Origin of the sequence: Enterobacter cloacae complex sp. P12RS, from assembly GCF_014895875.1 — a bacterium.
Classification (GTDB): Bacteria; Pseudomonadota; Gammaproteobacteria; order Enterobacterales; family Enterobacteriaceae; genus Enterobacter; species Enterobacter bugandensis.
The window spans coordinates 1-14721 of sequence record NZ_JADBQO010000054.1; the positions used below are offsets into that span (position 1 = coordinate 1).

At 49.0% G+C, this 14721-nt stretch carries 18 protein-coding genes; 14 read left to right on the top strand and 4 right to left on the bottom strand.

Going from position 1 to position 14721, the window contains the following annotated elements:
• Positions 1-57: 57 nt before the first annotated feature.
• The 7 genes from IM284_RS21145 (at position 58) to IM284_RS21175 (ending at position 4154) form a co-directional block, all read left to right on the top strand.
• On the top strand, positions 58-285 hold the full coding sequence (locus IM284_RS21145; protein WP_193055885.1) for a YdaS family helix-turn-helix protein: 228 nt from the start codon (positions 58-60) through the stop codon (positions 283-285).
• 2 nt (positions 286-287) lie between these two features.
• Positions 288-839 (top strand): toxin YdaT family protein, encoded by a 552-nt coding sequence (locus IM284_RS21150; protein WP_193055886.1) that lies wholly within the window; start codon positions 288-290, stop codon positions 837-839.
• An 84-nt stretch (positions 840-923) separates the two neighbouring features.
• A complete protein-coding gene (locus tag IM284_RS21155) occupies positions 924-1841 on the top strand; it encodes a replication protein (RefSeq protein WP_193055887.1) in 918 nt (305 codons plus the stop codon).
• Positions 1838-2524: a replication protein P gene (locus IM284_RS21160; RefSeq protein WP_193055888.1), complete on the top strand. Its 687-nt coding sequence runs from the start codon at positions 1838-1840 to the stop codon at positions 2522-2524. The genes IM284_RS21155 and IM284_RS21160 overlap by 4 nt, the downstream gene beginning before the upstream one ends.
• A gap of 288 nt (positions 2525-2812) precedes the next feature.
• Positions 2813-3262, top strand: coding sequence for a carboxymuconolactone decarboxylase family protein (locus IM284_RS21165; RefSeq protein WP_063452983.1), 450 nt, complete (start codon positions 2813-2815; stop codon positions 3260-3262).
• 301 nt (positions 3263-3563) lie between these two features.
• On the top strand, positions 3564-3782 hold the full coding sequence (locus tag IM284_RS21170; protein WP_075209031.1) for a hypothetical protein: 219 nt from the start codon (positions 3564-3566) through the stop codon (positions 3780-3782).
• A gap of 105 nt (positions 3783-3887) precedes the next feature.
• Positions 3888-4154 carry a nitroreductase gene (locus IM284_RS21175; protein ID WP_226838904.1) on the top strand — a complete coding sequence of 89 codons (267 nt, stop codon included), beginning with the start codon at positions 3888-3890 and terminating at the stop codon, positions 4152-4154.
• 431 nt (positions 4155-4585) lie between these two features.
• On the opposite strand, the gene IM284_RS21180 is transcribed toward IM284_RS21175, so the two are convergent.
• Positions 4586-5101, bottom strand: coding sequence for an NAD(P)H-dependent oxidoreductase (locus IM284_RS21180; protein WP_193055889.1), 516 nt, complete (start codon positions 5099-5101; stop codon positions 4586-4588).
• A gap of 15 nt (positions 5102-5116) precedes the next feature.
• On the bottom strand, positions 5117-6082 hold the full coding sequence (locus tag IM284_RS21185) for an aldo/keto reductase (protein WP_193055890.1): 966 nt from the start codon (positions 6080-6082) through the stop codon (positions 5117-5119).
• A 117-nt stretch (positions 6083-6199) separates the two neighbouring features.
• Between IM284_RS21185 and IM284_RS21190 the strand changes: the two genes are divergently transcribed.
• Positions 6200-7093, top strand: a complete 894-nt coding sequence (locus tag IM284_RS21190; protein WP_193055891.1) for a LysR family transcriptional regulator — start codon at positions 6200-6202, stop codon at positions 7091-7093.
• A 199-nt stretch (positions 7094-7292) separates the two neighbouring features.
• Here the strand turns inward: IM284_RS21190 and IM284_RS21195 are convergent, their stop codons facing one another.
• Entirely contained in the window at positions 7293-8180 is an 888-nt protein-coding gene (locus IM284_RS21195) for a LysR family transcriptional regulator (protein ID WP_114455272.1), read from the bottom strand.
• A gap of 142 nt (positions 8181-8322) precedes the next feature.
• Between IM284_RS21195 and IM284_RS21200 the strand changes: the two genes are divergently transcribed.
• The 3 genes from IM284_RS21200 (at position 8323) to IM284_RS21210 (ending at position 11167) form a co-directional block, all read left to right on the top strand.
• Positions 8323-9720, top strand: a complete 1398-nt coding sequence (locus IM284_RS21200) for an amidohydrolase family protein (RefSeq protein WP_193055892.1) — start codon at positions 8323-8325, stop codon at positions 9718-9720.
• A gap of 14 nt (positions 9721-9734) precedes the next feature.
• Positions 9735-10208, top strand: coding sequence for a DMT family transporter (locus tag IM284_RS21205; protein ID WP_046622862.1), 474 nt, complete (start codon positions 9735-9737; stop codon positions 10206-10208).
• A 98-nt stretch (positions 10209-10306) separates the two neighbouring features.
• A complete protein-coding gene (locus IM284_RS21210; protein ID WP_193055893.1) occupies positions 10307-11167 on the top strand; it encodes an SMP-30/gluconolactonase/LRE family protein in 861 nt (286 codons plus the stop codon).
• A 107-nt stretch (positions 11168-11274) separates the two neighbouring features.
• Here the strand turns inward: IM284_RS21210 and IM284_RS21215 are convergent, their stop codons facing one another.
• Positions 11275-12225 carry an aromatic alcohol reductase gene (locus IM284_RS21215; RefSeq protein WP_063429024.1) on the bottom strand — a complete coding sequence of 317 codons (951 nt, stop codon included), beginning with the start codon at positions 12223-12225 and terminating at the stop codon, positions 11275-11277.
• A 69-nt stretch (positions 12226-12294) separates the two neighbouring features.
• On the opposite strand from IM284_RS21215, the gene IM284_RS21220 reads away from it, so the two are divergent.
• The 3 genes from IM284_RS21220 to IM284_RS21230 all read left to right on the top strand — a co-directional run bounded on the left by IM284_RS21220 (position 12295) and on the right by IM284_RS21230 (position 14681).
• The gene (locus IM284_RS21220) at positions 12295-12729 is read left to right on the top strand and encodes a helix-turn-helix domain-containing protein (protein ID WP_204275541.1); all 435 of its coding nucleotides are present in this window, start codon (positions 12295-12297) and stop codon (positions 12727-12729) included.
• A gap of 189 nt (positions 12730-12918) precedes the next feature.
• A complete protein-coding gene (locus IM284_RS21225; protein WP_163280264.1) occupies positions 12919-13875 on the top strand; it encodes an alpha/beta hydrolase in 957 nt (318 codons plus the stop codon).
• 581 nt (positions 13876-14456) lie between these two features.
• Entirely contained in the window at positions 14457-14681 is a 225-nt protein-coding gene (locus tag IM284_RS21230; protein ID WP_063429019.1) for a DinI family protein, read from the top strand.
• Positions 14682-14721 lie beyond the last annotated feature (40 nt).

The following is a 14721-nucleotide window of genomic DNA, read 5'->3' on the forward strand; positions in this document are numbered from 1 at the left end:
ATGTTGACATAAACATAAACAATATGTTTAATTGCGTTGTTCTTACAGGAGCTATTTATGAAAGCAATTGATAAAGCAATTACCAAAGCAGGAACTGCTACGCGCTTAGCCCAACTGCTAACCGTAAGCGCCATGACTGTTAGTCACTGGCGAAATCGATATAAGGGCGTCGTCCCGGCAGATCGAGTTTTGCAAATTTATGGGGTTACCGGCGTAACTCCGCACGAACTGCGCCCAGATCTCTACCCAAACCCAACAGACGGTTTACTTAAACAGGAGTCTTAACTATGCAAACTGTTTCATTTCAACAAAGTAGCAGAGCTTCCTCTAATCCTCTGATATTCCAGTGTCATCAAAACGAATCTACAGCGCAGGATATTGCTCATCGTGATCTCTGCTCTGCGGTCCGGGCGTGGGCAGCAGCAGAAGGGCGCGTAGCTGTTGCACTACAAATCCAAGAAGCGGCGAAAGAACTTCAACTTGATGGTGTGGATTTCTCAGGTAAGGCCGATGTCTGGAACGTGAAGCTGTTCCGCTGGCTCGACAACAAAGAAGACTCCGCTTCGTACCGAAAGAACGTCGAACAACTCGTTCCCGCGATCATGTCTGTATTGCCGCTTCGATACCGCGACCGTGTCGTAAAGAATGACTCGTTTGCTTATCGAATGGCTAGGCTGGAGAAAGAGGTGAGTGAGGCGAAGCAAGCTCTGATGCTCGATGCACCGAAGAAGGAAAAACTGAAGGAGTTAGGCGAGGGGATTTATGAAATGTTCCGTGTCGATCCGGACCTTACGGCACCGCTGCTGGCGATGGTCACAACCATGTTGGGGGCAATGTGAAGACTTCAGAAAAGGCGAAAGCCGGTCTGCGCTAACAGAACCGACTTTCAGGTGCAAAAACGGAGTGTAATTGCGGAGCTAAGTATGTCAAACACAGCTGAAATTATCAATTTCCCCAACAGAACCGAACAACCGGGAGGTCGTATGGCCGACCTGTCGAATGGGTATACCAAGGTCGCTAACGAGATCCAACAGCTCAAGCCTCGTCTGAGAATGTCAGGCCGGGAATGGCAGTGTTTTGAGGCGGTGATCTGGCTTACCTACGGCTGGAACAAGAAACAGGACCGCGTTACGAACACAGTGATCGCCGAGCTTACTGGGCTGAGTGATTCCCACGTTTCTGATGCGCTCAAATCACTCGCAGAACGCAAAATTATCTTCAGTCAGAAGCAGGGCATGATGAAAACGGTCGGTATAAATACTGACCTTTCAGCCTGGATTTTAGACAAACCGAAAACGGGAAAAACCTTCCCGAAATCGGGAAAAGTGTTACCGAAAACGGGAAAAACCTTCCCGGAAACGGTAGACACCCAAGACTATAACAAGAACAATAATAAAATATCCTCGTCTCGGAATTCTGACGAATCCCGAAACCAGAAAACTCAAAAGTTTCTCTCTCGCCATCCTGAAGCTGCCGACGGGATATACACCCCGGCAGGTAAATCATGGGGATCCGCTGACGACCTCAAGGCCGCCCGCTGGATTTACGACAGGCTTCTCACCGTCAACGCATCGCTATCTGAACCCAACTGGGCTGAATGGGCAAACACCATCAGGCTGATGCGTGTCCAGGACAATCGTACTCACTACGAAATCTGTGACCTGTTCCAGTGGGCCAACCGGGATGAGTTCTGGAAAGACAACATCCTGAGCCCCTCAAGTCTACGAAAGCAGTGGGATCAGCTCACCACCAAGCGGCTGCGCGCAACCGGAACGGCAAAGCTATCCCAGGGAGGCATTGACCTGCATAACACCGACTGGATTGACGGGGTGCTGGAATGAAAAACCTTGCCGAGAGTATTCGCGATTTTGACCGGGAACAGGCACGCCGTGTGGCACACAACATGCCTGAGCAGTACACCGAACGCGAACAAACGCAGCAGGTGGCGCAGATTATCAACGGGTTATTCGTACAGCTGGCGGCCGCGTTTCCGGCAAGCCTGGTTAAACGCAGCCAGGAAGACGTGAACGAGATCCGCCGGCAATGGGTGCTGGCCTTTAAAGAAAACGGGATCACAACCATGGAGCAGGTCGAAGCCGGCATGCGCATGGTGCGTCGCCAGGATCGCCCGTTCCTGCCTTCGCCAGGCCAGTTCATCAAGTGGTGCAGGGAAGGGCGCTGCGTGCTGGGGATCACCACCGCTGACGTCATGGCTGAGTACTGGAAGTGGCGTAAGCTGGTGTTCCGGTACCCGAGCAGCGAGCAATATCCGTGGCCTAAGCCGGTTTACTACCACATTTGCCTCGAGCTGCGTCGTCGTGGTACCGATGGTCAGTTGAGCCACAAAGAACTAGAGCGCGAAGCCAGCGACATTCTGGATGTGTGGGAAAAGCGGGTGCTGGCCGGAAAGCCGATTCCGCCTGTTCGTCGAGCGTTGGCGGCGCCAGTATCGTCGAAGGGGCAGACACCTGCAGAGCTTCTCAAAGCTAAATACGAGCAAATGAAGGCTGATGGAAGGGCATAGGAAAGAAATGATTCGCTATGAGCGAGAAGCGGACTTTACCGTGGATTTTATCAGCACTCAGGGATTGCTTTTAATAATCGTTATCCAGTTTTACTGCACGAGGTACCCCATGATTGTCCTACCGTTTTACCCATTTTTTGTCTCTTTTATCTACGACATAAATCGCTAAGATTACAACGTCTGAGCAGACGTACTAATTTAAATTCTGTCACTCAGTCGTAGCGATTCTGTGAGGCATCTTTTTATTAACAAAGGTTTACTTAAATAACTCAAAAAAGGGGATATAAGATGAAGCGTCCAAACTGGTTTCAAGTTTCCGATAAAGGTGGCAAGGCTATAGCAGCGCTCCATCATTACGCCACTACTGGGACAAGTTTACCTGCCGAACTGATCCATTTAATTTTTTTGAGAGTTTCCCAGATCAATGGTTGTGCACACTGCATAGATATACATACTCGCGATCTTATCAAGAGTGGCATGTCCGTCGAAAAGATTGTATTAGTGCCTGTCTGGCGAGAAGCTACCTATTTATTCTCGGATATAGAGCAAGCTGCCCTCTCATGGGCGGAAGAAGTTACCCGTGTTAGTGAAACACATGCTTCCGATGAAGCATATTCCGCAGCGCTTTCTGTATTCGGTGAAAAAGATTTGGTTGAACTTACCATTGTTATTGCCACCATGAATGCCATTAATCGTATGGGTATTAGTTTTAGAATGAAGCCGCTTGCTAAAGCCTGATAGATGTAAATAGCTCCTATAATGGACTTTAGAGCTGTATTAAAATCTGCTTCTGGCACAAAGCTGACATTCCAGCCTTTGTATGTCCGTAAAAACTACCTTCACGTGATATGCCGCTTCGCGTAATGACGAGGCGCTTGTGTGACATGCTGGAAAACCAACTTAGATGTTTACTGAAAGCCTGATTACCTTGGCTAAATGACCCTTAGAAATTTCTAAGGCGAAATAGTCACATAAGTCTTCTCCACGTGTGTTATAACCGAGTTTCAAATCGCCACCACTGGCGGTTAAGAGGCATCTCATGAAACTACGTGTCACAAGAGCAATCGGCCTCAGCAAGTTCTCGCCACGTTGGGTTAAGGTTATCTGTTTACGATTGACTAAAAACGATATTGAGCGCTCCCTCAATGCACTTCTGGCCACAATTGATGAATCTGAGCTCTCTCCGGAGCAAGTCAAAGCATTAAGGGAATGTGTTGACAGAATTAACCTGGCAAGAGGAAAGGGGTTTCAGGCGTGAGCACGTAAGACACTGATCGCATAACGATTTGAAGGTTTTCTTCCTATTCTTATATTATGTTTTTCATTATGTAAATTTTCTAAGCGACAGACTTTATGAGAGGTAATGATGGAAAAGGACTTAAAGCCAGAACAAATCGAAATCGTAAACCGTATTGTCTTTGAGCAGATAGACAAGATGCAGGCTAGGGTAGCCGAGATTGTTGCTGAGACGGAGAGAGCTGCGCATCAGCAGTTGCAGGATCACGGGATTGACTTGACCGACTTTTATCCGGCTAATAAAGATTTTTTGATGATGACTATTATTCAATATTTGATAGATCAAGTACATGGTGGCGATATGGTTCTTGCCCAAAAGATGATCACCATGTAAGCAAAACGCCTTAATGTTAACGTACATGTTGAGGCCAATAAAACGAAAGATTAAGTTGACAGCAGCAGTACTGCAGCGCTTGTTTGTCGGACGTTTGCCTCGCCAGTATCGCCGAATGGACCTACGCCGGCGGAGCACCTGAAAGCCAAATATGAGCGAATGAAGGCTGATGGGAGGGCATAGAGATGAACTGGTCCGCTTTGAGCGAGGAGCGAATATTGCAAATAGCGTTCTGTGTCAATCAACGGGGAGCAGATATCTTCACCCGTTATCTCGGAAAGGCAAAGCGTAGGGGCAGGTATCTTGTGTTTGCTGAGGGCAGTAACAACAGCCATCAGCAGCCATAGTTGTGCAGGTTGCCACAATTATAATCCTCAGCGACAACCAGCACATCAGAGCGTTTTAATAATCGAAAGAATGCATGATGCTAATCAGACTAATACCGTTTTGTAGCGTTCAGCCTGTGCCGCAATTTCCCCGTCGGTGATCGTCGCACTTCCGCCGGTAATGAAAGGCTTGAGATAATGCATACCCAGATACCCGGAGATTGTTTCAAAGGACAGCAGATATTCGCTAACCGTATGACCGGCTGCTCCATCAGGCTGATACGCAGACTCAGCACCACCGAGCGAAACTGCCAGCATGAGTTGCTTGCCATGCAGCGCCTGTGTTTCGCCACCATGTGACCAGCCGTAGGTCAGTACATCATCAAGCCACTGCTTGAGAAGTGGCGGCGTGCTGTACCACTGCATCGGGAACTGCAGCACAATACGATCGGTATTTTCCAGCGCAGCCTGTTCAGCGGCCACGTCGATTTTACCATCCGGATACATGTCATACAGATAACGTACATTAATATCGGGCAGTGAAGCTGCACTATTTGCCAGCGCCGAGTTAACACGGGACAGATGAATGTTGGGATGGGTAACAAATACAGTTGTTTTCATTTCGATCTCTTATTTTTAAAAGAATGTTTCGTCAATTTGAATCTTGGATAAAGCTTCATTGATGTCATTTAATTCGGCATCACTGAGCTGAACATTTGCAGCCTGAAAATTCTCTTCCAGCCGGTGTAATTTCGTAGTTCCCGGGATCGGCACGATATAAGGCTTCTGAGCCAGTTCCCATGCGAGCACAACCTGTGCCGAAGTTGCGTTGTTTCTTTCGGCAATGTCAGCGATTAGATTAAGAAGTGACTGGTTATTTTCCATAACCTCAGGTTTAAAGCGCCCCATCATGCCCCGGTAATCGCCTTCCCCGTAGGTGGTATTAACTGTCACCTGACCACTCAGGAATCCATTACCCAGCGGGCTGTATGCCATAAAGCCAATATCAAGTTCATCGCAGACTTTAAACAGATCCTGCTCAGGCTTACGCCACATCATCGAATACTGATCTTCAACTGCGGTAACCGGGCAGACTGCATGGGCACGCCGTATGTAAGACGCTGGCGCATTGGATAGGCCCCAGTACTTTATTTTGCCTTCGGCGATCAGCTCTTTCATTAATCCCGCCACGACTTCCGGCTCAACTTTTGGATCAACGCGATGCTGATAAAACAGGTCGATATGGTCGGTTTGAAGGCGACTGAGTGAACCTTCCAGTTGCTTTCTGACAGACGCCGGACTGCTGTCTAACACTGGCACCAGTTGACCATCAATAGTTTCCATCCCGGTTACGCCGAACTTGGTCGCGATGACGACGCTGTCCCGGTGTTTTTTGAGCGCAATACCCAGAAGTTCTTCATTTTCAAATCCGTAAATAGGGGCAGTGTCGAACAGGTTGCAACCCAGCTCCACAGCCTTATCAATCAGTTTTGTTCGTTCACGGATGTCAACTGAATAGCCATAGCCATGATCCATGCCCATGCACCCCAGTCCCATTTCCGATACGAGAAGCCCCTGGCTCCCCAACCTTCTCATTTTCATAGTGAATCCTGACTTTTCTTAACGCAGTGATGTTTTAGAGCGGTTAAGTATATGGCTGGATTTGTTGCTTAAAAATTGTTAATTTTGAAAGTCAGAATTGCTAAAAAAACAACAATCATGAATAAACTAGATGCGCTGAAATTTTTTGTTGCCGCTGCAGAAACGATGAATTTTCGTGAAGCAGCGGTCAGACTGGCCATTTCTCCTTCAGTGGTGACGCGCACTATTGCTGAACTGGAAAATCAGCTCGGCGAGCCACTTTTTAAGCGGAATACCCGATCTATTGTGCTGACCAGCTTTGGTGAGCTCTTCCTGCCGGGGGCCATTCGTTTGCTTGAGGATTCAGAGGCCCTGTTTCAGACGGCCAGAGATGACAACGAGATGAAGGGGATTGTGAGGATCACCCTGTTTCGCTTTCCCGGGCACGAACAGGTACTCTATGAGCTTCTGAATGCGCTTCGTCCTTATCCTGAGCTGTTTATAGACTGGCGGCTGGACATGATGAAGCTGGATACTGTTCAGAACCGCATTGACATGGGGATCCGTATTGAGCGGGAGCCAAATCCGAACTTTATTATCAGGCCCATTACGCTTGTTCATCACGCGCTGATGGCATCACCCGGGCTCATTGAGAGGCTGGGTGCGCCGGAAAATTTCGACGATCTGCGTCAGCGCTATCCTTTCAGTGGCCTGTTGAATCCTGAAACCGGCAAAGTATTCGAATATATGCTCGATGGCGTAGATACTTTTGTACCACGACATCTTGAATTTATTACTACCGACTCCCAGTCTGAGATTCAGGCTGCATTAGCCGGTAAAGTAGTGATCCAGTCGAGTAATCTGGCCTGCAGGGAATATCTCGAAGACGGCAGGCTGGTGAATGTTTTACCGGAACTAAAACTGGAAACCTGGCAGCTTTATCTTTACCGGCCCTTTCAGACCCTTGTACCGCAACGCATCAGGACCGTTTTTCACATCCTTGAAGATATTTTACTCAGACATTTCAGTTAAAAGAGGCCCCGGATGCGGCTGGCGTTCTTAGCCGGAGGCGTTACTTTTAAAACGGAGAATTGAATTTTTGGGTACAGCTCTTTACCGGTGAAACCGCCGTTCCGGAATGGACGCATCCGCGAAGCAAAGCCTGCCGTCCTGCCAGGTATCCTGAATACTGCTGACTTTTAATGTACTCCGGGTGGCTGTAACAAACATATCAACTAAAGATTTCATCTACCCAGTCTGCAAATGCGCGTACGGCGGGTGAAAGAAAACGCTGATGGGGATAAAGCAAAGTGACAGGAACAGACGACGGCTGCCAGTCGGCTAGGACTTCAACCAGCGTTCCTTTTTGCAGGTGTTCTGCTACAACGTTTTCAGCAAGCTGCGCCAGTCCGAACCCTTCGAGGCACATTTTTATATAGAGTCCCGTCTCATTGACGGCTGCCTGCCCGCTGACGGATACAGACAGCGTTTCTGTTCCCTGTACAAAACGCAATTCGTCTGTACGTCGGTTTTGCCCTGAAAAATAATGAATAGCCCTGTGATGAGATAAATCCTGAGGTGACTGTGGAATACCATACTTTCTGAGATATTCGGGAGAGGCACAGGTGATCCAGCGGAACTGCCCAAGCGGACGGGCAACAAGTGTTGAGCTAAGCAACTCTCCGGTTCTGATCACGCAATCCACACCCTCCTGAACCAGATCAACTTGCCGGTCACTGACACCGATCATCAGGTAAATATCAGGATACCGGCTGTAGAATTCTTTCAGATTTGGCATAACGATGAAATGGGCTATACCGCCGGGCATATCAACGCGTAAGCGGCCCCGGGGGCGCTTGTTCGAATCAGCCAGACTGGCTTCAGTATGTTCAATTAAGGCAAGGATTTCCCTGCATTGCGCCAGGTATTGCAGACCTTCAGACGTAAGGCTGACCCTCCTTGTGGTCCGGTTGAGCAGACGCACCTGCAGATATTTCTCCAGGTTTTTGATGGTGCTGGTAACAGTAGAGGAAGGCAGGGACAGTGTTTCCGCTGCCCTGACAAAGCTTCCGGCTTCAGCCACCCTTAAAAAAACCTGCATAGCCTGAATGCGATCCACCTGACTGCTCTCCTGAATATCGTGTAAAGTTGTTAACCATTATTATTCGTTAATTCTGAATTATGAAAACACGTTAGTCATCTTTTTCATCTTAATCGGGAGGCGTATCGTTTTCCTTTTTAATCTGAAAGAGACGATTACAATGACCAATTACAACAGAAATATTGTTAAGAAACAGACGGAAAACCCGCCGGTAACGCTGATTCGCGGCGCAACCATACTGAGTATGGACGATAGCGTCGGTAATATTGAGCGCGGTGACATTCTCATCAACGGCTCAATCATTACCGCCGTTGGTCAGAACCTTGACGCGCCAGGTGCTCGTGTTATTGATGCCAAAAATATGATTGCCATGCCTGGGATGGTTGATTCTCATCGTCACGCCTGGGAAGGTCAGCTACGCCGCATCAACCCCAACGCCACCTGTCTGGACGACTACAGCAACGCCACGCACTTTTCGTTCGCTAAATATTACCGTCCTGAAGATATCTATGTCGGCAACCTGCTGACGGCGCTGGGCGCGATTGACGCGGGTATCACTACGATGATCGATAACTCGCATAACAGCCGTACCGCAGCGCATTCCGACGCTGCAGTTGAGGCTCTGCTTGATAGCGGCATTCGCGCCATTCATGCTTCCGGCGCACCGGTTGCGGGTGAATGGGATCGTGCACATTGGCCAGGTAACTGGCAGCGTCTGCAGGAAAAGTATTTCAGGGATAACCCAGAGGGTCTTGTGACTTTGGGGGTTATGGCTCAGCTGGAGCCAGAATTATGGGCTGAAGCGCGCAGGCTGGGGTTGCCGATCGTGACCGAATTCTTTGGTGCTGAGATGGCCTCCGAGCTTGAATCTCTGCATCGGCAGGGTCTGCTTGGCCCGGACAATATCTTCAACCACTGTACCGCACTACCTGATGAGGGCTGGGAAATCCTGCGTGAAGCCGGCGTACGGGTGAACGTCTGTCCGCGCTCAGATTCGCACTATGGCATTGAAAGCGGGATGTTTGCCATTGAGGCCGCACAGCGCCATGGCATCAATCCTGGCCTGAGCGTGGATAACGAAACGTCTTACAGCACAGATATGTTTATGGAAATGCGCGTGGCGTTCTATCTGCAGCGAGTAATGGGTATGCATAAGCAGCACTGCTGTGATTCAGGGCATTCACTAACAACGCTCCCGGCAGCGCAACTGCTGAAGTCGGCGACCGTCGATGGTGCGACCTGTGCCGGGCTACAGGATAAAGTGGGTAGCCTGACGCCAGGAAAACAGGCCGACCTGATCCTGATTAATGCTGCTGATCTCAATCTCTACCCGAACGGGAATGCCTTCGGGACGGTGGTGCATGCAACTGAACGCAGCAACATCGATACCGTTATGATTGGCGGGCGCATCGTCAAGAAGAACGGTAAAGTTCTGGGCGTGGACAGCGAGCGTCTTCGTGCTGCCATCGATGAATCACGCGAACACCTTTTTGCTGCCGCCGGGTATGAGCCGGACATCTTTGCGGAGAAATTTCTGCCGCTGGTACAGGCAAACTGACAGGGAAAAACAGCATGAGCGCGATTTATTACGTAATAGCTTTTGCAGCGGGTCTTGGTATTACTCTGCAGACGACCCTGAACAGTCAGCTTGCAAAAGGACTCGGGGGGGACCCGGTTACCGCCGCATTCTTCTCATTTACGGCCGGGGCGTTGAGTCTCGGGATTTACTCGCTGCTTCGTGGAGGGTTATTTACCTCTCTCGCTGCTATTCCTTCGCAGCCTGCGTGGAGTCTGGCGGGCGGTCTGATCGGTGCCTGTGCGTTATTCAGCTACGTGGTGCTGGCACCGAAAATCGGTTTTTCAGCTCTGCTAGGGCTGGCAATCGTTGGGCAGTTACTCTCGTCGCAAATGATTGACCATTTCGGTCTGCTGGGTGCTGTTAGGCGACCGGTTTCGCTGCTCAAACTGGGGGGCATGCTGGTCATGCTGGCAGGACTCGCCATCATGCTTTTTGGTGACAAACTTTCAGCGCGTTTTTTGCCCTGACAGGGTGGGGAATGCTCCTTACGGCGCTCTGCCATAGTGCAGATGGCCGTAAGCTATTGTTCAGGCGATGCGAAACTTTTATATGCGGGAGAAATAACATGTTTTCAGTGGCTGCTGATACCAGAAATTTGCTTGGAGAGTGCCCAATCTGGTGCGAGAGGACTCGCAGGATTTATTGGACTGACATTGAAGGCAGCGAGCTGCTTGCCCTTGAAGAAGACACCGGTGTTGTGATGCGCTGGTCGCTGCCTGAGCGCCTCGGATCGTTTGCACTTACTGAAAATTCTGACGTTTTACTGATGGGGCTGGCGTCCAGATTCGTCTTCTGCGATCTGAATACGGGTATCTTTACACCGGTAGTGGGGTCACCGGGAGGGCCGGGAACACGGACAGGGGATGGTCGGTGCGACCGTGAGGGTAATTTCGTCTTCGGGACCATGGATGACGGGTACCCCGCGAAAGTCATCGGAAAATTTCACAGGCTAAATGCAGCGACACTCAGCATTGAAACGCTACCCCTGCCTGAGGTGTCCATCCCGAACAGCATCTGCTTCAGTCCGGACGGCAGCACGATGTATTACTGTGACTCGATGCAGGGCCGTATATTGTGCTGTGATTATCCCACTATGAATAACCAGCGTGTGTTCACTGCAACAGAGGGAAAGGGGGCGCCTGACGGCTCCTGCGTGGACGCAATGGGCTATATCTGGAATGCCGAATGGGGAGGAAGCCGTGTTGTACGTTATCGTCCGGACGGAACGACGGATCGTATCCTGCCCTCCCCAGGAATTCAGAGCACTTGCCCGACACTCGCGGGAGAAGCATTCACAACGCTGTATTGTACTAGTGCCAGCGTGGGTCTTTCTGTGCCGTCAAGGCATGATGGAGCGCTGCTAAGAGCGAAATCAGCCGTATTCCCCGGTTTACCGGAGAGCCGGTTTTCAGCTCACACAGCTTAACCGCTTTACTATCAGTGCCAACAGGGGGAACAGAGTCTTTCTCATCACCTATTCGGGTAGGCAGGAGAAAGACTCTGGTATTTATTACAGCAGCCTAAATACGTCTATCATGAGCTGCCTGGGATCAGGTTTGCATTAATCCAGGCTGCCACATCGGTAACCGGAATGTTATGGCGTTCATTGAATGTCTGCTTTTTATCCCAAGCAACTCCCCGCCCCTGTGCAAAAACGGCACGATACTTAGACATCATGTCTTGCGGGTTGAGCGCCAGTTTATCCATCAGATGTTGTTCGCTCCATTCCGTGCAGCTGAAAGGACGGCCAAGCGCTGATTGCAGCTTATCTGCCACATCTGCGTAGGTCAGTGTATCACCGGCGATATATACAATTTCGTTCCGAATGCGAGGAGTGTTAAATACAATCGCTGCCGTTAGCATCCCGATATCATCCGGTGTTGTCAGCGTCATGGTGTTGTCAATACTGCCGAGTGCGTGAACAGTATCGTTCTGTAGATCGACCACACCGAAGTCTGGTTCGAACAAATAGCTCATGAAGATGCCGGTCGAAATGATGACCCACTCGGTTTCATGCTGGCTGCGTAGTAAATCACGCACGTCAATCTGCGCGTCGAAGATGTCTTGTGGACTGCCGCGTCCGATGGCATCAAAATCGGCACCAAACTGCCATGGAAAATATCGTGGAATCCGCGCCTGCAGAGCCGCCTGCGCCAGTTTCATCGGTGTATTTATTCCAGCCGCGTACCCTGTGCAGCCAACGACTGTGTCAAATTGCGCAAAGAGGCTGGCCAAATCGTCGACAGAACTCATGACGAGATCACCTGTGACAATATTAATACCGAGGTTTCTGATTTCCTTGAGAACTAATTTTTTTCCAGGTTCATCTGAAGTTAAGGTACTTTCGCGCAACAGCACGCTGATTTTTGTTCCCTTCAAATCTTTTGCCCGAAGGGCAAGATTTCGCAGAACGGGGAGGCCCAGTTCACCGGCACCGAGCACGAGGATATTTTCAGACGTAGTGTTAAGATCAATTTTGTTCATAATCTGGCCTTACATGAATTGTTGCGCCACTCTAGCAATTCACAACAGGCTAAAAAAGAAGGTACATGTATGATACCGGGAGTCAGTGAAATGGATCGGGACGAGATTCTTCAGTATTCGCAGGCTGTTTGTAAGGGGCTGAGAGACGATGATGATGGCTTGCGGCGGGAAGTGCTGACCCATGCAGGAAGTCGCTGGTCATTGGGTGTTATCAACACTCTTGGCGTGTATGGAAGACTACGCCATGCTGAGATTGGTAGGCGTATGCACGGAGTGACTCAGCGCATGCTGACGCGCACATTACGACAACTTGAGCGGGACGGCCTTGTTATCCGCCATGATTTCAATGAAGTTCCACCACGAGTCGAATACGAGCTGTCTGATACTGGTATGGAACTGCTTGTTCGTATGATTCCGCTATGGACCTGGATCGTCGAAAATGCGGATCGATTTCGTGAAGACAGGTTGAAATATAACAAAAATAACAGCAATCCAATGACGTAACTGTTTCTGAATGAAAAAACATCACTTCCCAGGATTTGTCACAAATACTGTACTTGCATGGATAAGTCTTGAGAATGAATATTTATATTAGTTATACAGGGAAAGAACCGATCTCACTAGACTCGTACGGGATGATATAGTTATAGAGGATTCGATTCTTCGGAGATCTGTTTTCAATGGAAGCTTTTTATGATTTCTAAACAAACTGGCGCAGTATCTTCTGATCATTACAATCTTCCCGGCTATGTTCATGGAGCAGAAATTATTCAGGTCGCTATGACGCGTAACCCGATAGATAACATCAGCGATGTTGTTTATGAGACAGTTAAAAGCACTCGCTCGGTCAGGCATTTACACATGTCTTTTCTGGTGCCTCGTACCAGTTTTTTGAAACCAGCCATCATCTATTTTCCTGGAGGAGGATTTATGACGGCTGAGCACAACAAATTTATGGAAATGCGTATGGCCCTGGCGGAGGCTGGCTTTGTTGTTGCTGCGGCAGAATATAGGACAATCCCGGATACCTTCCCTGCACCAATAGTAGATGCTAAAGCAGCAGTAAGATACCTTCGTCAACATGCCCCCGATTATGGTATTGACCCCTCACGAATTGGTGTATTTGGCGATTCTGCTGGAGGATGGCTGGCTCAGATGCTGGGTACCACAAATGGCGATAAATCATTCGAACACGGCGATTTTCTCAGCCAGTCCGCTGATGTGCAGGCTGTGGCCACGCTTTACGGAATATCAGACCTGCGTAACATAGGTGATGGTTTTCCTGATCACCGTCAAAAAGTGCATCAGTCTCCTGCGGTCACGGAATCACTGCTAATTAATGGTGTTGCTTTCAGGAACTTTCCAGGCGCATCCATCGCTTCTACACCTGAGAAAGCGATAAATGCAAGCCCCATAGGACATATTAGAGGGCGCAAACCTCCATTCCTGATAATGCATGGCACTAAAGATACATTAGTATCACCAAAGCAGAGCGCAACGCTTTACGAAGGCCTTTTGGACGAAGGAAATAAAGCGGACTACGTACTTATCGAAGGCGCCGAACATGGTGATTATCACTGGTATCAACCCGAGGTCATCAATGTGGTTGTTGACTGGTTCTGCCGGCATCTTTGTCCTGAAAATACATGATGACCTTGTCCGCCGATTAGTAACTCAGATTGTTGTTAGCTACGTGCACATATGGCACGAAGCGGTCATGATGGCTAGGATGAAGGTCTGCTATGAGCAAAAGCCGACGCGCCATTCATCGAAAGAACGAAAAAAACCGCCTCACGGCGGTTTTGTTGCCCGCTAAGGAAGATGTGTTTGCGAGTCATGCTGCGAATCCAATGAAAAATATACCTACAAGCGCGTTTCCAATGGCAGATAACCTCCGGTTGCCTTTTAGACGGCTGTCACGACTGATTCTATTCAGCCAATATCTGCTGTTGGAACAAAACTGACATCTCATCCTCTGCCTTAAGGTGAACTAATGGCTCTCTGGTCAGGATGTGGTGCTTGTGTGTCATGCAAAAAAACAAACATATTATTGCCTTCGCCCTCAAACCTAACCCCCTATATGCCATTAAAATAGATGCGGCCTTTGGTTCGTGTGTGGGCCACACAACCTCAATGATATCCATCGTATGCTCTTAAAACGTTGCAAAATCCGGAACATAAGTTTATAAATATACTGTATATACATACAGTTGTTCGTTGCGGAGGGAATAATGAAAATTGAGTTAACCATTGATCGTATGAAGAAACTTCCTGATGGAGCTTTACCTGCTCTCGAGTCAGAACTGCTCAAAAGACTTAGCAAGCAATTCGATGATTGCCAGCTAACGATTAAACGTGCCAGTAATGATGGTTTGACTGTTTTCGGAGGTGACAAGAAAGAGGTCGAACATATCCTGCAGGAGACCTGGGAAAGCGCGGACGAGTGGTTTTATTAATCGCGTGAATTTCACTGGAGCAGTTTCAAAGAGTATCGCT